This is a genomic window from Flavobacterium sp. ACN6 (assembly GCF_002304005.1).
GTDB lineage: Bacteria > Bacteroidota > Bacteroidia > Flavobacteriales > Flavobacteriaceae > Flavobacterium.
The window spans coordinates 1-19,276 of sequence record NZ_MRCQ01000024.1; the positions used below are offsets into that span (position 1 = coordinate 1).

Here is a 19,276-nt window from a genome sequence, read left to right on the forward strand (position 1 = left end):
TCCAGGTTCCCGTAATTCCATTTGGAGACGTTGCCGCTAAAACCGGGGCTGTATCGGTACTACATAAAGTAAGGGACGTGGCAAAATTTGGTATTGTTTCAGGAGTTATAGTCACGGCTAAAGTCACGGCAGAGGCGCATTGACCGGCAGTTGGCGTGAAAGTATAATTTCCGTCTGCTGTTGTGCTGATAAGCGCCGGGCTCCAGCTTCCCGTAATTCCATTTGGAGATGTTGCCGCTAAAACCGGGACTGTATCGGTACTACATAAAGTAAGGGACGTGGCAAAATTTGGTATTGTTTCTGGCGTTATGGTAACGGCTAAAGTCACGGCAGAAGCGCATTGACCTGCATCAGGTGTAAAAATATAACTTCCGTTTGCTGCTGTGCTGATAACGGCCGGGCTCCAGGTTCCCGTAATTCCGTTCGGCGATGTTGCCGCTAGAGCAGGAGCCGTATCGGTACTACATAAATTTAGTGTTGCAGCAAAATTTGGTATTGTTTCAGGTGTTATGGTAACGGCTAAAGTCACGGCAGAGGCGCATTGACCTGCATCAGGTGTAAAAATATAACTTCCGTTTGCTGCTGTACTGACTACCGCAGGATTCCACGTTCCTGAAATCCCGTTAGGTGATGTTGCCGCTAGAGCAGGAGCCGTATCGGTACTACATAAATTTAGTGTTGCAGCAAAATTTGGTATTGTTTCAGGCGTTATGGTAACGGCTAAAGTCACGGCAGATGCGCATTGACCTGCATCAGGTGTAAAAATATAACTTCCGTTTGCTGCTGTACTGACTACCGCAGGATTCCACGTTCCTGAAATCCCGTTAGGTGATGTTGCCGCTAGAGCAGGAGCCGTATCGGTACTACATAAATTTAGTGTTGCAGCAAAATTTGGTATTGTTTCTGGCGTTATGGTAACGGCTAAAGTCACGGCAGATGCGCATTGACCTGCATCAGGTGTAAAAATATAACTTCCGTTTGCTGCTGTACTGACTACCGCAGGATTCCACGTTCCTGAAATCCCGTTAGGTGATGTTGCCGCTAGAGCAGGAGCCGTATCGGTACTACATAAATTTAGTGTTGCAGCAAAGTTCGGCACTGTTTCTGGCGTTATGGTAACGGCTAAAGTCACGGCAGAAGCGCATTGACCTGCATCAGGTGTAAAAATATAACTTCCGTTTGCTGCTGTGCTGATAACGGCCGGGCTCCAGGTTCCCGTAATTCCGTTCGGCGATGTTGCCGCTAAAACCGGGACTGTATCGGTACTACATAAAGTAAGGGACGTGGCAAAATTTGGTATTGTTTCAGGTGTTATAGTCACGGCTAAAGTCACGGCAGATGCGCATTGACCTGCATCAGGTGTAAAAATATAATTTCCGTTTGCTGCTGTGCTGATAACAGCCGGGCTCCAGGTTCCTGAGATTCCGTTTGGGGATGTTGCCGCTAGGACAGGGGCTATATCGGTACTACATAAATTTAGTGTTGTTGCAAAATCAGGTATTGTTTCAGGTGTTATGCTAACAGCTAAATTTACTGGCGTGGCGCATTGCGCTGCATCAGGTGTAAAAATATAACTTCCGTTTGCTGCTGTGCTGATAACGACCGGGCTCCACGTTCCTGAGATCCCGTTAGGCGATGTTGCCGCTAAAGTAGGAGTAGTATCAAGGGCACATAAAGTAAGGGTTGTCGCAAAATCCGGTGTTGTGTTTGCTACTACAGATAGATTAATAGCATCTGTAATTTTTAGTCCGCAGTTATTTGTAGCTTCTAATGTAAGTACAATCGTTGTTCCTCCAGCTTCAGGCGGTATGTTATAATTAGTTGAGGCTGTAGTAGCTGAAGAAAAAACTCCCGAAGGTGACGACCATAGGAGAGACTGTTGTCCTACTGCAGTACCATTTAACGAAATTGTTGCTCCTGCACAAACATTCAAATTTACAGGTCCTGCATCAACTGTAAAAGGAGGTGTTGGAGCTTTACATCCAAAGTTTGCATACGCAGCAGTTCCTACCGGTGAAAAATCTACAGCAGCACCATCTTCAGCACCAGCTGTACCGTTCTGTCTTATTAATAATGATTTATCATAAACAACCGAATCTGAGCATCCAGTCCCAAAAGTCATCGAAAATGTTCTATTATGCGGTGGTACATTAGTATAGTTGGAAAAATGTCCTATCGGGTTAACAGCATTCTGAAATATCATATAAACTATTTCTGATAAAGGACCAAATGAGTTTGCAGATGTATTCATATTATAACTCGTTACGAGAATAGCTGTCGCATCTGCAGGAATTATACCTCCTGGAGGTTCCAGTATCTGACCGCAGCCACCTGCATTTAAAATATCGTTATTTAACTGTGCAACTACAGAGGCTGTTGTGCTATTTTGAACAACCCCCTGCCAAGAATTATTCGGCCAGACAACAGTTAAAGTATTTATATTTAAGGGAGCACCTCCAACTTTGAAACGGGCCATTTCATTAAGTCCTTCTGCAGTGCCGTTGCAGGCATCTACAAGTATACTTTGAATTTCAAAACATTGGGAAAATATATTTGTGGTAAATAAAAAAAGTATTGAAAAGTATAAACGGCGAAAGGGTAAAGTTTTAAAATCCATACTATAAAATTTATTTTTGATAAAATATTTACAATAAGAAGTTTAAAGTTAAGTTTTTTATTTTATAAATTATAGTTTATTTGTTTTTAATTTGCTCGATTTCAGTGTTTTGTGTGTGTTTTGTTTTTTTAGGATTTGGTTGATCTTGTTGTAATTCGAACTTACTTGTTAAAATTACAAGCCTTCATATTCAAGTCTTAGATAACCTAGCAAAAATTAGCGAAATGGAATTGGAAAAATAATTTATTAGAGATTTTATTCATACAGAAAATCCAAATTTTATTACAACTCGTGATTGACAAATTTTTGAACCGCTAAATCAGACGTGCTGTAAATAGGAAGCAGGTTAAACCTAAAAACTAATTTTTAAACTTTGAATTGTGGGTAAATTTAGAGGCTGTCTTAAACTTATATTTTGAAGACTTATCATGTGTGGATGATGGTTTTATTTTGCAGGGAAATTAATTTATAATGCCTTACTAATTGTCAGGTTAATTGACCATTTTATTTTCTTTTTAAATTAAGAATCAGTAGAGATTCTATAGGAGACATTAAAGAACTATTTTAATATTTATCATATAATATGATTGATTGGTGGAAAAGACCTGAACTAAAAAGATTACTTTTTGCACTGGTACATCATTTTTTTTTGAAAAGCTTTCTCAAAATGTATATTTTACGAAATTACATTTTTTAAAGTGCAAAATACGTTCTTAGGATTATAATTTGTTTTTGGAAAATTAAACTCTCTGTCTTCCAACAGCATGTTGATATTTGTTGTATGGAAGAGGCTTTTTGAGATAAATACTCAAAGAGTTTTAAATGTTGTCACTTTTTTTTAAAAGTTGTGACTACTTGAGGAGCTTTTTGAAAAACGGTCTCAAACCAATTATGTAGAGGTTGTCTGAAAAAGGACAACCTCTTTTTTTTATTTTTTTTATTCTTTGTTTGTCTATATTTGAACCTAAGCCTGTTTTGTTTTTTATTTTATAAATTACTTCAGTATCAAAAAATATAAATTATAATCTCTTGTTTTATCATTGTCCATGAATAGTTTTTTAGGAGTATCTGTAAATCTGATAAAAAATATAACTCATCTTTGAAATTTAGGTTTAAAAATAAATTAAAGGGGGCTTGACGGCATTGCTGTGACTTCGTCGGCTATATTTGGGTGGAATTATAAAATATTATATCATAAGGTCTGCCGCATAGTAAAAGATTTTGTAATACAAATTGAAAATTGATTTTCCGGTTTGCAAGATTTAATCATTCCCGTTAAAATGTAGAATCTGCTCAGGTGAAAATAGTTATGAAATGCTTCTCTGGAGATAACATTTACTGGGCTGTAAAAATGTCTTATTTTAATACTTTTTAGACATATTGCAACCAGTGAATAATTTTATTTTGCCTTAAAATTATTTTTAAAATTCAGCTTGTATTCATCTGCTGTTATCTTGTCGATGTTCATTGATTTTTGGAATAGGGCGAATTAGCAATACTGGAATTAATACATTAGGCTGAGATAAGTATTTAAAGACAAATTTATGAAAGTGTTTTGTTTTATATTATTGATGATGCCATTGAGTATTTTTTTTCCTGGAATTAAACCAAGTAAAGAAGCAGTTACGGAATCAGAAGCTGAAAGGTTAAACTGCAGGTTAAGTGAAGTGCAAAAAATGATAGTAAAAGAGAAAAAATATAATACGCAGATCGCATTTTTCATCGATATGAAAATTAAATCAGGAAAAAACAGGTTTTTTGTGTACGATCTTAAGAGAAATGTAATTTTAGATCAAGGAATGGTTGCTCACGGCTCCGGTTCAGAAACTGCAGTGAGGGGAAATTTAAAATTTAGCAATGTTCGAGATTCAAGAGCTTCCTCACTAGGTAAATACTATATAGGCAAGCACTACAATGGAAAATTTGGGAAAGCTTATCGACTCCATGGATTGGAGCAAAGTAATAGTAATGCATATATAAGAAGCATAGTTTTGCATCATTATTCAGCTGTTCCGTTTGAGGAACAAGATCATTATATAGTAAATAGTCAGGGATGCCCAATGATTAATGAACTTTTTTTTAAAAAATTGTCAAAAATTATTGACGCCTCTAAAGAAAATATAATTTTAGATATTTATTATTGATCAGGGGTCTGCTATTCGGTGCGCAATAATTTAGAGTTCTGTTTTATTTTGAATCCTTGATGTTAAATAGGAGTAAATTCATTCTGCTTTTAGAATTAAATCAGGGGAATTACCAGATGTCTGCTGTTGTAGATTGAAATTTTTATCCGTAACTACTATGGTTTAATATAGATCAGCAGTAACATTTAATAATTGATTTTGATCTTTTTTAAAAATTAAATTGTAATTTGCTATAGGTTATTTCGTATATGATTACTGTAAGGCAGTTAACTGGCAGTTTTGATGCATTTTGAGGAATCTGCTTTTTAGGAGCACAGAATAGTGGTCAGTTGCAGATTATTTTTCAATTCAGTAAACAGATAAATTATAAATGATTTTATGAAAAAAATCACACATAGCTTTGGTGTTGAACTCGATTGGGTTGAGTCATTTGCTTCGCATCATGAGGGAAAGGTCGAAGGAAATTTTATAATTGTCCCAAAGCTCCTTATGACGGGACAAACATATTTCTTAAATTGTGGTTTTGGTATTTCTGTATTATTTGTTGATGTGGTGTACCATTCGGATATTCATTTAAGACGAGTGCATGATAAAGATGATTTTGTAGCTATTTACTACAACTTAACGGTAGGAGAAGCTTCCACCATATTAAATAACGCGGCAAATGATATCGGGCAATGGAGTAATAATTTAAGTTTTATAGACAGCACCTTACAATCGGATTATATTGTTAAGGCAGGCACTGAGACTTTTGAGCTCTGCATATTTGTCAAGAAAGAACTAATTAAAGAATATTTTAAGAACAATCCCTCATTAAAGGATCGCGCAGATGATATTCTTAATCCACAGTTAAATACAATAGCCAAATTCACAAGAATGAGTAATGACAGTTATCATCTTTTGATGAATCTGCGTACGAAGGAAGTAGGTGGGCCGTCTTTCGATCTTCATTTACGGGGAGCGGTTCAGTGCCTTATCGCGGACTATATCGAGAAAATGACTTTGGAAGAAATCGTAATTGATACGATTAATGAAGCTGATTTAAATGCGATTTTGCAGTCTCAAACGTATTTAATTGAAAATATAGATAAATTTTTTCCAGGTATTGAAGTTCTTGCGCAGCAGTGCCGCATGTCTCCCACTAAGTATAAAAGTTTGTTTAAAAAGCTTACTGGACTTACTCCCAATTCTTTTTTTTTAAACAATAAATTAATAGAAGCAAAACGACTTTTAATAGATAGACAATTCAATATCATGGAAATTTCCAATAAGCTGAGCTTTACAAGCAATTCTTATTTTACTGTTAAGTTCAAATCTTTTTTCGGAATGTCGCCTAAAGACTTTATTAAACAACTGCCCTAATGATTGAAGTGAATCATATTTATGCTTTAAAATCTGATTGGTACAACCAGTTTGCTGAACAGCTCGTCGCTAAGGTTGGGGCAGAGAGGCCTAACAATCAGCTTTTAACGATGCAGAATGATATAGCTGAAGGAAATTCTTTCTATACAGATGTAATTCCAGGTCTTTCAGTTGCTATCATTGACTTTATGTTTAAGGAATCCATTCTCATCAATAGATTTAAAGGAGAGGATGATTTGTACGTCATTCATTTAGATTTTAGTGATGAAATGAATCTCATTCACATAAATGATGAAAAATATAAAATTGGTTACAAGGCTAATTTAGGCTTATTAATGCTAGATAATGCATTTGAGAATAGTTTTCAGCCAGTAATAGGAAAAAGAGTTTACACCATGCGGTTAATAGTCTCCAAAGAATTATTAAATTTTCCAATTGGCAGTAAAGGTCTTAGAAAATCTAAAAAAGGAAAAAAAGTACTGTTTTTCAACGATCATATTGACAGCGAAAGCAAACTCATTATGCATGACCTTAAAAATAAAACAGTGTATGATCCGGGTTTTGATATTCATTTAAGAGGAATAGCACTCAGGCTTTTGGCAAAGTTTATCGATAGATATTCCAATCTTTCTAAAATGGAGTATCATATAACCGATCGTGAAATTCAAGCACTGCAGCAAACTAACAAATATCTGCTGGATAATTTACTGAATGAATTTCCGGGGATTCCTCATTTAGCAGATATGGCGGGGATGTCAATTACGAAATACAAATCACTTTTCAAAAAGATGTTTATTGATACACCAAACAACTTTTTTATAAGAGAGAAAATGATTCTAGCAAACCAACTGCTTCAAAGTGGGGAGTTCGAGAATGTCAAGGATGTTCACAAGTATTTGAGCTATAAAAAAACGAATTATTTTACTTCGAAATACTTTATGCAGTTCGGAAGAAAACCTATAGAAGATTTGTATCTTTAATAGTATAGTTGTATCTGTTTGGAAAAATTCCATTTAATTCATTAGTTTTTTACACGTTCAACCTATTATTGCTGCTTATGGTTTTAATATAAGTACTTAACCGCAGCATGTGATATTCCTACACTGGTTATTTATAAGCAGATCCCATTTTTAGTGTACATGAAGTTAATTATAGAAGCGGCATTACAATGCATAGCAGCTAAGCGTAAAAGATAATCTGTAACCTATATTAAAAAAAAATATGAAGAAAATAAATGTAATAGGTTTTATTTTGTTTGTTGAACTGCTTTGCTCATGTGGAAATGAGTTTAATAATGGAGCTCGAGAAATAATAAAAAAAGACAAACAGCATAAAGCTGTAAAAAACACTGTTTTATCCATTTCTTACCCTTCAGAGCAATTATTGGTTCGCAGAGTCTCGTATAGTATTTCCGAGAATACATTAATTTTTCCTAAGGACTCGCTGGGTAAAAAAGCGTTTGATGCAATGATGCTTGAAAGTAATAAGCAGGGAGTATTGGTTGACAGTTTGACTGGTAATCAAATAATAGAATGGACAGCGCATTTAGATTATTACAGATTCTATTCGCAAAATTATAATTCTTTCGCATATTGGTTTGCATTCTAAATTTAATGTTTGGTAAGTTTATTTTCTCACAAAAAAAACACCGCAGCGTATGTATTAAAAGGCAGGGATTCGATCTGAAAAATATAGTAATCTTTTATTCTCAATCCACCAGACTTTAGATAGATATAAAGGTTATTTCCCAAAAGAAACGAACGAGTATTGGAATAAGCTTAAAGACTTACGTTTTAATTCATTATTCTTCACCGGGATATAAACTTTTGCTGTCTTATTTCATAGCTGTACATAATTAGATCCGTATGTAATTTTAATGGTATCGGGTAATGTTTGGAGCGTTCTAAACAAATGTCCTATTTAAACAATTAATTGACTTATAGTGTTATAATTATTGTGTCTCTTTGCAGTATAATTTAAATTTAAAAAAAAAGATATGAAAATAATTTATTTTTTGCTTGTAGCATTATTGGATATAATATTCTGGTGTAAAAGTATGGTTTGCAAATTAAACTAAAGGTGATATCTCTTTTCCTGAGGATAATGCTTTCTTAATGTAAAACGACATTTTGCAATAGTAGTATAATCCATACTATATGATGAAGCCTCTATCATAAAACATTTTTTTTTAAAATAAAAATTCTAAAAAAGAAAAAATAAGTTGAAGAAGCAGGGTTTATTTAATGTTAATACAGTTTGTTTTTTAAGTGATAGGTTATACTGCTGTCTTGTTTTTAATTTTGTGAATTAAGTAAGAGAAAGTGCAGTTTATGACTTTTTTACTGCATCTTTTATTTAGAAGCCATAAAGAATAAAAATGTGATCACGCTTATAGATCTGCCGACATAAACTTTTATAAGGCTCCAACGGAGCGCAGTATAATGAAGAAGTTAAATATAATAAGTGTTGTTTTGTTTTGTCAATTGCTTACTTTCTGTGCAAAGAAGTCAGATATTGAAGATAAGCAAGTAATAAAAGCAACAACAAATAAAAACTCGACCAATAAAGATCTTCCGATTCTTTATCAGTCCGATAACATGATAATTCGTAAAGTGTCCACCAATATTTATGAACATACCTCCTTTTTGCAGACTCATGATGCAGGTAAAGTTTCCTGCAATGGGATGATCGTTGTCAGTGAAGGTGAAGCAGTAATATTTGATACCCCTGCAAGCGATCAAAGTTCTGTAGAATTGCTTGATTATTTAACAGATCATATGAACTGGATGATTAAAGCAATAGTGGCAACAGACTGGCATAGTGATGCTTTGGGAGGTTTAGCTGTTTTTCATAGGTATGGAGTGAATTCGTATGCCAGTACTCAAACGATAAAATTAGCATCAGATAATAAATTAGTTGTGCCAATGCAGGGTTTTAAAGATAATCTTGTGCTGAATGTTGGTAAAAAGAAAGTTTTTATTGAGTATTTAATAAAGGGTCAAAGCAGTGGTAGTATAGTGGTATATTTCCCGGAGGATAAGGTGATTTTTGGAGGATGCTTGATTAAAGCATTAGGAACGAAAAAAGAAAGTATGGATTACATAAATAAAAAAGCATGGTTGGAAGCAATTTCCGCGATTAGAAAGAAATATCCAGATCTAAAAAAAGTAATCCCCGGGCACGGGAAATTAGGAGGTCCAGAATTATTAGATTATACAATGGATATGGTTATGTGAATGTGACAAGAAGAAAGTATGGTGATGACTGCCAAATACTTTTTAAAGCAAGGAAATTAAAAACTGCTGCATCTGAGACTAAGAATCTGGATATTTTATTGAAACAAAATCTTTATTAGGCGGGTGCCCAAAACGGTTTTTATAAACTGCAGCAAAATAGTCTGATTTACTGTAGCCAAGTTCGAAAGCAACTTCAGATATTGTGTTATAACGACCGCTTTTCACCAACTCCAGGGCAAGTAATGATTTTTCTTTTAAGAAAAAACTTTTAGGACTAGTTTTAAATATTTTCCTGAATAAACGCATGTATTTAGATGCTGACATTCCTGCCATCTCAGATAGTACATCCATTCCGGGAAATTTTTCTAGCAGTTCCGTCATAAGATATTCCTGAGTGCGGATGATTCGTTGCACATCCAGGTCGGATAATTTACCCACTACAAATTTGCTTTCACCAATTCGTTCAATAAGACTTCCGAAAGCCTGTAATGCTGCTCCTTTTACAAATAATTCATAGGAAGTGTCTTCAAATCTTCGTTCCTTTAATTTTAATAGAAGTACTCTTGTACGGCTGTCAATGTGGCTGTAAAAATAAAAAGTATTTTTTTTAGTAAAAGTCTTTTCAATAATAGAATCAGGGATTTTACTGCCTAGATGCTTTCGTATTAGATCTTTGGAAATCAGCAGTCGAAAAGAGTACATTCGTTCTGAAACCGTTGGAATATAAGTACTGCTTAAAGAAGCATCAACTATTCCCATACCCAGCTTGGAATGATAGCCCACGGTGTGTTTGGTATTGTTGACTTTATGGATACTAATTTCATCACTTATATCGTAATATGCGATACAAAAATCTCCTGAGGATGCAATTTTAGTAAATTCGATAAGTTTATGAAAAGTAAAATCGAGAACTAACACCTTTAATCCAGGCATTACCTCCGTAAAATACGAGCATCCGCCTGCTATATCTTTTGGAAATGCCAGCTGGCACGGGTTAATAAACACTGCGCCGAGTTTTTTGATAAAATCGTCTCTCCAGTCTGTATCCATTGTGACGGTATGAGAAAATTGTATTGTTTTTTTATTATTTTCTGTTTCCATTAAATTTGCGACTTATAATCTTTAGGCAAAACCTTAAAGTATTGTTTAAATAGTTGTGTTAAATTTGATGCTGTTGGAAAATTTAACTCATTAGCTATTTCAGCAATGTTGTATTTTCCCGAGATTAATAAATCTCGCGCTGCTTCTAATTTATTGTTTATGTAGAATTCATAAGGAGTAAGTCCTGTAATTTTTTTATAGAGTTTTTTATATTTCGTTTCTGACATACAGGCATTCTCTGAAAGGATTTTTATTCCTGGAAAGGAATCTTTAATACTACTTATAAGGAATTCTTGAGATATAATAATATTGCTGAAATCAGAACTGTTAAGTTTGCCGATAACAATGTCCTTTTTAACTAACTCATCTATATATTCTCCCAGCAGGTTGTAGGTAACAGCAGTTAGGAATAAATCAAAATACAGCGGATTGATGACTGCTTTTCGGAATTCATTGATCAATTGAAAACTATTACTGCTCATGATATTATAATGAAATATCGTGTTTTTTTCAGGATCGAAAATATTGTTTAACGCTGCTATAAAGCGGCCGGAGCTTTTCAGATATTCCTTGAGCAGCATTTTTTTTACAAAGATGCAGATATTGTAGGTTTTGGTTCCTGTCTTTACAATATAATCAAGATCAACACAGCTGTCAACAATGGCAAGATTGTAATTCCATTTTCCCATAGGCAGTTTATCATTATGGGCAATATGAGTAGAATCTCCTTCGGTAAGATTAAAATAGATGCCTACAAAATCATTATTGGAATTTCGAAGCTTGAAATGTACGTCTTGATTATAAGTTACATCTGCTAACATCACAGTAATGTCACGATTGACTGCTAGTACGTAGCGGGTTCCAATATGGACTTGGGATGGGACAATAATATGATTTCCTTCTACCCATCCATCCATAGCTTTTGCCATAGCAGTTGCCCAGTGCATTTCCACGCCAAATTGATGAATTACCTCTTTCATATACAGTATCTATATTCCTTGAATAATATTTAGGGCGTATTACAGGTTAGTGTAGTGTTTTTTTATCTTGTCGAATTGATGCTTACATTATATTTTATCCTTATTTGAATAATGCATTTCATAAAGATATAGAATTTTCACAACGCCGCCCAGTCCAAGGCCCCCATAAACTGAAAGTTGGTCTTCATGTGATATTTTTAGCTCACAAGTTGGTATTGTTAGTGATTAATTGAAGCTAAGTTTGTTTCAATAAATTAATAAATAAAAAAAAATATGAAAGGGTACACAAAAAAAATGCTAAGCAGCCTGTTCTTGGTTTTATCAATAGCAGCTGGATTCACCGCCTGCACTAAAGATGATTCTCCTGATATGGAAACTCCTTTGTCCAATGCCACTACAACTGTTCGATTGATTTTTATCGATAGCTCTGATGCACAAAAAGTAGCGGGATCGAAAGTAGATCTGACTAAAGCGCAAACAGTAAAAATTAAATATACTGTAAGTAATGATAGTGTTGGACCTAAAATAGCGCATGAAGCTTCACTTTTGGTAAAAGGAAGCAGAACCAAAATCAGTACAATCGATCAAAAAGAATTAACCTTTAAAAGCGGTACTGACCTTACGATTTTCTCTGCTGACCTGTACGATAGCAAAAGCAATCTTTTAGGGGGATGGGCAAAGGATGGATCAGATATTTTTGAAGTAACTAGTTTACAGGGTGAAGCTCCAGTAATGGATCGTACCTATAATACCGTAGGGGTAGAAAAATTGTAGAGGAATAAGATGTTTTCATAAGTGGTTTAATTAAGTTGATTTTGTTTTTACTCTTAATGCCGGATTATTCCGGCATTAAGTTTTTTCTATTTATGGGCACATGATGACGTTTTTATGTAGTTAAAATGCTTGCAATCAAACGGCTTAAAGTTTTATTGTGCTGTTATTTTTATTTCTTGAAAATAGCTGCTGCCGGCATTCTGTCATAAAATTTATAATAATAGATTTTATGGCATTTCTTGTTATAATTTCTTTGCAATATCTATGAACTACTTGTAAAAAACTTTTAAATATACAAATGTTTGATAAATGCAGCTTAGAGTATAGGTGTGGTACTGTTTTAACGCACCAAGGTGTTAGATTTTGCTTAAAGATGTCCTAGAATGATATTTTTATAACTTACTGTGTATTAATTTTTGTGTCCCTTTGCACCCTAATTTAGAGCTAGAAAGTATGAAAGTAAGATTGATAATATTGACAATATTATTATATACTACAACTTGGGCGCAGCAAGATCCTCAGTTTACACAGTATATGTATAATACAATGAGTATAAATCCAGCCTATGCAGGTTCGCGTGGTGTAATCAGTATTTTTGGTATGCACAGAACGCAATGGATTGGAGTAGACGGAGCACCGACAACCAATAATTTTTCCCTGCACAGTCCCATCGGTGATCGAGGTTTAGGATTGGGAGTAACCATTGGAAATGATCAAATAGGCCCCTCTCTCGAGAATGATATAGCGGCCAATATATCCTATACCATTAATTTGGGTGATGATTACAAGTTTGCTTTTGGACTAAAAGGATCTGCAAGTTTATTAAGTGTCGATTTTACAAAGTTAAATATTTACGATCCTTCAGATCCCAGATTCCAATACAATATAGATAATAAGTTTGTTCCAAATATTGGAGCCGGACTCTATTTGTATAAGGATAACGCTTATGTGGGATTGTCTGTTCCTAGTATGTTAGAGGTAAGCCATTATGATAAAGGTGCAAGTGATGAGGGCAATAATTTTATGGTAACAGAGCATATGCACTATTATTTAATGGCAGGATATGTTATGGACCTGGACTACAATTTAAAATTCAAGCCTTCATTATTAATGAAAATGACACCAGGAGCACCTCTTCAAGTGGATGTCTCGGCTAACTTTTTGTACAATGAAAAATTTACAGCAGGTCTGGCCTACCGCTGGAGTGGGGCCTTGAGTGCGATGGCTGGTTTTCAAGTGAGTGATTCATTTGCTGTAGGTTATGCCTATGATGCAGAGACCAATAAACTGGCAAGTTATAATTCTGGATCTCACGAAATTTTCTTAAGATTTGAAATATTCAAAAGCTCAAGTTCAAGAATGATGTCTCCTAGATTTTTCTAATAAAGTAAGCGAACTAGTAATGGGAAAAAATAAAATATTTGTTGCAATACTTTGCCTGAGCTTTGTGATGGCTTTTTCACAAAAGAGTACTAAAATTTTAAAAAAGGCAAATACAAAATATGAAGAAATGTCTTTTGTGGAAGCACGAAAATTATATACACAGTTAATTGCAAAAGGCTGTGATTCGACAGTAGTTTATGCACGTTTGGGAGATACTTTTTTTTTTAATGCAGACTATGCCAATGCGCTTCTTTGGTATGATAAATTAGTGGAAAAAGATAGTGAGATTGCACCAGAATATGATTTTAGATATGCTGTCAGTTTAAGGGCTGGCGGCAGAGAGAAAGAATCACGCGCGGTATTTAAGCAGTATTATGCAAAAACGGGAATGAGAGCTGAAGTTCATCAATCGGGATCTTCTGCAACTGCAGTTGAAATTGAAATTGAAATGCAGTCAGGGAGATATGCAGCGGTAGGGTCTGCTGGTATCAATGCACCTTTTTTAGGTTATGGAGTAAGGTTAGTTCCTAATGAAGAAGCCTACAAGAAAATGACCAATGGCAAAAATGATAAAAAAGCAGAAAAAATAAAAATATTGAAAGAAAATGCAGATCAACGCCGATCATCCGATGGTTATAAAATGGCAACAAAGCAAGATTTGACGCAAAAAACAAAAAAAAGATCTTTAAGTTCTGTGGTGAAAGCAGAGCAACTACGCCCCTACACGCAAGTTATATATGCAAAATCAGATAATGATGGAAGTAAAAAGCATAGAAATAAATGGCATATGAAATCTTTTGCAAAATTATACGCTGCAAATATTAGGGAAAATGGAATGCTGGAAAACGAAGAAGAACTTTCTGGAGAAGTCAATACTCGATACAGTGAGAGCACCCCTGCGATAACAAAAGATGGCATGACGATGTATTTTACCCGGTTGGTACCTTCTTTCGATCAGGCAGAACAAACGCTATGGGAAAGAGCAGATATAAGCAAGAGAATTGATAATAAAAAAGAAATAAGTCAGCTTAAACTCTTTAGGGCAAGGAAAAAAAACAATAAGTGGGTGGATGTAACCGAGCTGCCTTTTCCTTTAAATATGAAAGGAAGTTCATCGGCTCATCCGGCATTGAGTCCAGATGACGATTTTTTATATTTTGTCTCTAATAGAAATAAGCCGATCAATGACACCGATATTTATGTTGTAAAAAGAAAAGAGAGAGGAGGGTTTGATTTTAAAGCTGATGCGCTGGGAGAGAATATTAATACCTCTGGTCGTGAGACGTTTCCTTTTATGGACAGTAACGGAATTTTATATTTTGCTTCAGATGGTCATCCCGGATTTGGGGGGCTGGATATTTTTGCAGCTGCCAAAGATCCCAAAGGTAATTATGTGGTAGTAAATGCAGGAGAACCAATAAACTCGAAAAGTGATGATTTTGGTTATGTGATTGATGGGGTCTCTAAAAAAGGGTATTTTTCCTCTGATCGCGATAATGAAGCCTCAGAAGATGCCATATATAAATTTGAAGAAACCACACCGATTGTGTTTCCTTTTAAAGTGAATGCTCAATATTTTGGAACTATAAAAGATACTACAACCGATCAGCCTATTGAAGGAGTACAAGTAAAAGTATATAATCAGGCAGAGCAAATCGTTGCATCATTAATTACAGATCAATCGGGTAATTTTTTCACAGAGTTACCACCGTATCAGCAATATAGCTTTGTAACTGCAAAGGAAAATTATCAAATTAAAAAGTCAACGATTCAAGCTGCAGGCAGTTTAGAAAGAAAAGAACTAGAAGTTAAAATGTTTAGGGAGATGTCTGTTGTTGTTGATGGAGAAGTATTTGATCTGCAGGAAGGCGACAATCTTGCCAAAATTCTAAAAATATCAGCCCTGTACTTTGATTATGGCGGTCATAGCGTACGGAAGTCAACAATTGCTGAATTGGATAAAGTAATCAATGTTTTAAAGAAAAATCCAGGCTTATCTGTAGAAATCCAGTGTCATACCGATAGTAGAGGAAGGGATGAATTCAATTTTAAGCTGTCAAAGAACAGGGCCCAGACCATTATTGATTACATTTTACAGGTTGGCGAAATTTCAAATCATAGAATAAGTGGTGAAGGTTATGGAGAAACACGGCTGCTGAATGCTTGCAGTAATGGTGTGCGTTGCAGCGAAACAGAGCATGGTGCTAATAGACGTACGGATTTTATAGTACATGTCAATAGAAGTAAATAAAGAACAGCACTGTTTAAAAAAAAGAATAATAATTAAATTTTAAATATAATAATCATGAAGAAGAAATTTTTATCAGGTATTGCAGCGGCAGCATTTTTATCTTTAGCAGCAGTGTCCTGTAATAATGATGATGATAAGGAAACGGTAATTGGTGCTTCAGAACTGCCTGCAGTTACAGATGTATTTGTAAAAGCGCATTTTCCGAACGTAACCTATGTTTTAATAAAAAAAGAGCACAGACCAGAATCTGATGGAACGGTGTACGAAGTAAGGCTTTCAAATGGTTTTGAGATAGATTTTGATGTACAGGGTAACATGGTAGACATCGAGGGTTACGGCCAGGCTGTTCCGATGGAGTTCGTTTCTGAGCCAATTCAGGCATATCTTATGGCAAATTATAAAAATTTCTTTGTCACCTCCATTGATAATGAACGAGGGACTACTGAGATTGAACTTTCCAATAGAGTTGAACTGATATTCGACCTTCAGGGGAATTTTCTAGGTATTGATAGGTAGTGAGGTAGTAACATTCTATTTTTTAAAGGATGTAAAAAAGGCAATTTTTTTTTGATTTTTGATTTTAAACCTGTTCAGTTCGCTGGACAGGTTTTTTGTTTAGAATCCCTTTCGATAGTATCTGTCAGCAGGATTAACCAGGGCTGTAAAAATGTCCTGTTCTTATATTATTATGATCTATCGGGGTCTGTTAGTCAGTTTTCTTTGCATACTCTTTTGGCACCCTGTAATATTGAAAAATAATTTATGAATTTATACAAAGTAAAAATCCTTTTAGTGTTATTAATAGCCCCATTAAGCAGTGTCTACGCACAGGTGAGCTATGAATTTTGTATGACTGCTAAGTATGGAAATACGATTGTTCTCGATTTTAAAGTTTATAATAATACGGCTGCTCCCATAGCGGATTATAATTTTATTTTTGATTGGAGAGGAGTTTCGAATGCAGTAATGTGGTCTGGCCTGGACGTGATACAAAATGGGGACATGGGAATTGTGGAGCTGCGGAAAACAACATGGGGCGCGGCACTTCCGGTAGGAACTACAGTGTTCAGCCTTACAATAGATTACGAAATGGGAATGTTCCCCCCTGATACAGGTACCTTAAATGGGGTGCTTATCAATGGGATTACCTGTTATACGCCCCCTGCTCATGAAAATTTTGAGTGTGAGCGGAATTTCACCGAAGTCTGTACAGTAAAATCTGCTGGGCCGACAGGGCATGAGATCAAAATTGGAGAAGGGAATGTTTATGCTTGGAAGTCACCGCTTCAGGTGTATATACCAGATAACAGAAAAAGCTGGGCAATCAGCATGGCAGTATCACATTCCTTACTAACAAACCTTGTAGGGTTTGACATCATGAGTATTAACGAATATTTTGCGACCGCAATTCAGGAATCCAATGCCGGATGTGAAGGAAGTAAGCTTATCGCCCCAGGCTGGGTAACCAGTCGCTATCCAAGCCACGACACTGATAATCCAATTTTTTGTTATGATAAAAGCGGTGCTGTAGCAGTAGGTTATTTTCAACAGGAAATGGGAGGCAGCTGGGTGGAACTGGATACAAATTATCCTTGTTTTATTCCTCAGATAAGCAAGGATGATTTTACAGGTGATCCAGCAATAGGATCCAGTTTTGAATTCCAATCTATTGTTAAAGCGTACCATGATTATAGAAACATAGCGTATTGGCAGTATGTGAAATGCTGGAATCCAATAGAATTTTTCAAAAATGCCAAGGATCCATATGCCGCTGTTAAAACAATTGGTATGGCATACAATCAGGGAATGAACCACAATTCTTTTGAAGAGATTTTTAGTACTGATCGTACCGCTGCACTTGAAGCGGAAAATCTAATGGATCGAATTTCTCCGGGAACGCCAAATGCTGCAAACCGGCTTTATGCGGAACAGATAAACAGGCTGACAAAAGTATTAGATAATAAGGTCTCGGAAATCAATTGGGCAGATGCCGCTGTGTTTGGTGTAAAAGACCAGTCCGCTCATAGTTTTCGAGAATTTTATGATGCAGCCTTTACGTGGGAGGAAGTAGAGGAATATATAAAAAAAATAGTACTCTTTTACACTTCTTTCGGGGTAGAAGAAAAAGCTTTTATAGCAGCGATCAAACCCATTTTTGATTCTATTAATGGAGGAACTGCTATTTCTTTCCGCTATCAGATGTCAGAAGTAATAGAGGCAATTGTTATTAATCTGCCTGCTTTTGATCCCAAAAAAGGTTTAGCAGAGGTATATGGGGGATCGGGGGCCAACAGCTGTTTTGCTCCTACTGCAAGAATGGAAGGTTATGATGCAAAATGTGGAGAAGACTTATCCCTAAAGTTTTTTTTCTCTGGAAAAGCTCCTTATACTTTTTCTTATAAAAGAACAGATGCAAGCCCGGAAGTTATTTTTGCGGAAATTACAACTTCACAAAACCCCTATACTATCACACCGGTAGAAGAAGGGACATATGCGCTAACTGCAGTACGGGATAATGTTAGTGCTGGAGAAGTGGTATGTGAACCTATTGCAGTTAAATACGGATTTGCTGCAGCTGCTAAATTGTCGACCTATGGCAATCCGTGTGACGGAATTTTGCCTGGTATTCAGGTTGAAATAACAAGTAATACTGCAGGTCCCTATCTTTTGGAGTATGAAAATGAGGGGGTTACTTATACGGCATCCGTAAACAGCAGTCCGTATATTTTAATGACGGCACCAGCTCCTCTGGGAACTTATCATTTAACAAAAATTTCTGCCGCAGGTTGTGATCTCGCATTGGATGAAACTATTATTATTGATTGGTTCGTTGATTCTGTCTTTGATGCGAAGTTACTTTCCTATGGAGAAGATCTTTGTCTTGGAACGGGATCAGGTATCGAAGTTGAATTTACAAGTAATTTTGCAGGTCCTTATAAATTAGAGTATGAAATTGACGGTGTAATACAACCTTTAGTAACCCTGAGCAGCAGTCCTAATACTTTAATGACCGCGCCAGCTCCTTTGGGCACTTATCATCTAACAAAAGTTTCAGGAGCAGGATGTGAAATTGCCTTGGATGAAACCATTACTATCGATAAAATTACTCCTCCTGTCTTTGATGCGAAGTTACTTTCCTATGGGGAAGATTTTTGTCTGGGAACAGGTTCCGGAGTTGTTATCGAATTTTCAAGCAGTGCTGCAGGGCCTTATATAATAGAATATGAAGTGGATGGAGTGCCACAGGCGGCAGTGACCCTGAGCAGCAGTCCGTATACTTTGATGACCGCGCCGGCTCCTTTGGGCACTTATCATCTAACAAAAGTTACTGTCTCAGGATGCGAAATTGCCTTGGATGAAACCATTACTATCGATAAAATTACTCCCCCTGTCTTTGATGCGAAGTTACTTTCCTTTGGGGAAGATCT

Annotated in this window: 12 protein-coding genes and 1 pseudogene; 10 read left to right on the plus strand and 3 right to left on the minus strand. The window is 35.7% G+C overall.

Annotated elements, in window-relative coordinates; all coding sequences use genetic code 11:
- Nucleotides 1–2,617: pseudogene (locus BSF42_RS21915) on the minus strand (hypothetical protein); the annotation flags it as partial.
- Nucleotides 2,618–4,161: 1,544 nt separating this feature from the next.
- On the opposite strand from BSF42_RS21915, the gene BSF42_RS21920 reads away from it, so the two are divergent.
- From BSF42_RS21920 to BSF42_RS21940, 5 genes are all read left to right on the plus strand, one after another.
- A complete protein-coding gene (locus tag BSF42_RS21920; protein WP_095955235.1) occupies nucleotides 4,162–4,761 on the plus strand; it encodes a murein L,D-transpeptidase catalytic domain-containing protein in 600 nt (199 codons plus the stop codon).
- 378 nt (nucleotides 4,762–5,139) lie between these two features.
- Entirely contained in the window at nucleotides 5,140–6,123 is a 984-nt protein-coding gene (locus BSF42_RS21925; RefSeq protein WP_095955236.1) for a helix-turn-helix transcriptional regulator, read from the plus strand.
- Entirely contained in the window at nucleotides 6,123–7,103 is a 981-nt protein-coding gene (locus tag BSF42_RS21930; RefSeq protein ID WP_095955237.1) for an AraC family transcriptional regulator, read from the plus strand. The genes BSF42_RS21925 and BSF42_RS21930 overlap by 1 nt, the downstream gene beginning before the upstream one ends.
- A 241-nt stretch (nucleotides 7,104–7,344) precedes the next feature.
- Nucleotides 7,345–7,731: a hypothetical protein gene (locus BSF42_RS21935; protein WP_095955238.1), complete on the plus strand. Its 387-nt coding sequence runs from the start codon at nucleotides 7,345–7,347 to the stop codon at nucleotides 7,729–7,731.
- Nucleotides 7,732–8,564: 833 nt separating this feature from the next.
- Nucleotides 8,565–9,359, plus strand: a complete 795-nt coding sequence (locus BSF42_RS21940) for an MBL fold metallo-hydrolase (RefSeq protein ID WP_095955239.1) — start codon at nucleotides 8,565–8,567, stop codon at nucleotides 9,357–9,359.
- A 78-nt stretch (nucleotides 9,360–9,437) separates the two neighbouring features.
- On the opposite strand, the gene BSF42_RS21945 is transcribed toward BSF42_RS21940, so the two are convergent.
- Together BSF42_RS21945 and BSF42_RS21950 are read right to left on the minus strand one after the other, a co-directional pair.
- Complete coding sequence (locus tag BSF42_RS21945) at nucleotides 9,438–10,460, minus strand: helix-turn-helix transcriptional regulator (RefSeq protein WP_095955240.1); 1,023 nt, start codon at nucleotides 10,458–10,460, stop codon at nucleotides 9,438–9,440.
- Nucleotides 10,460–11,440, minus strand: coding sequence for a helix-turn-helix transcriptional regulator (locus BSF42_RS21950; protein WP_095955241.1), 981 nt, complete (start codon nucleotides 11,438–11,440; stop codon nucleotides 10,460–10,462). The genes BSF42_RS21945 and BSF42_RS21950 overlap by 1 nt, the downstream gene beginning before the upstream one ends.
- Before the next feature lie 273 nt (nucleotides 11,441–11,713).
- Here BSF42_RS21950 and BSF42_RS21955 point away from each other — a divergent pair, with 273 nt between their 5' ends.
- The 5 genes from BSF42_RS21955 to BSF42_RS21975 form a co-directional block, all read left to right on the plus strand.
- Nucleotides 11,714–12,214 carry a hypothetical protein gene (locus BSF42_RS21955; RefSeq protein WP_095955242.1) on the plus strand — a complete coding sequence of 167 codons (501 nt, stop codon included), beginning with the start codon at nucleotides 11,714–11,716 and terminating at the stop codon, nucleotides 12,212–12,214.
- 453 nt (nucleotides 12,215–12,667) lie between these two features.
- The gene (locus tag BSF42_RS21960; protein ID WP_095955243.1) at nucleotides 12,668–13,597 is read left to right on the plus strand and encodes a type IX secretion system membrane protein PorP/SprF; all 930 of its coding nucleotides are present in this window, start codon (nucleotides 12,668–12,670) and stop codon (nucleotides 13,595–13,597) included.
- A gap of 19 nt (nucleotides 13,598–13,616) precedes the next feature.
- Nucleotides 13,617–15,848 (plus strand): OmpA family protein, encoded by a 2,232-nt coding sequence (locus BSF42_RS21965; RefSeq protein ID WP_095955244.1) that lies wholly within the window; start codon nucleotides 13,617–13,619, stop codon nucleotides 15,846–15,848.
- 54 nt (nucleotides 15,849–15,902) lie between these two features.
- Nucleotides 15,903–16,364 (plus strand): PepSY-like domain-containing protein, encoded by a 462-nt coding sequence (locus BSF42_RS21970; RefSeq protein WP_095955245.1) that lies wholly within the window; start codon nucleotides 15,903–15,905, stop codon nucleotides 16,362–16,364.
- 486 nt (nucleotides 16,365–16,850) lie between these two features.
- The coding region (locus tag BSF42_RS21975; protein ID WP_141248496.1) for a hypothetical protein at nucleotides 16,851–19,276 on the plus strand (2,426 nt) is incomplete at its 3' end.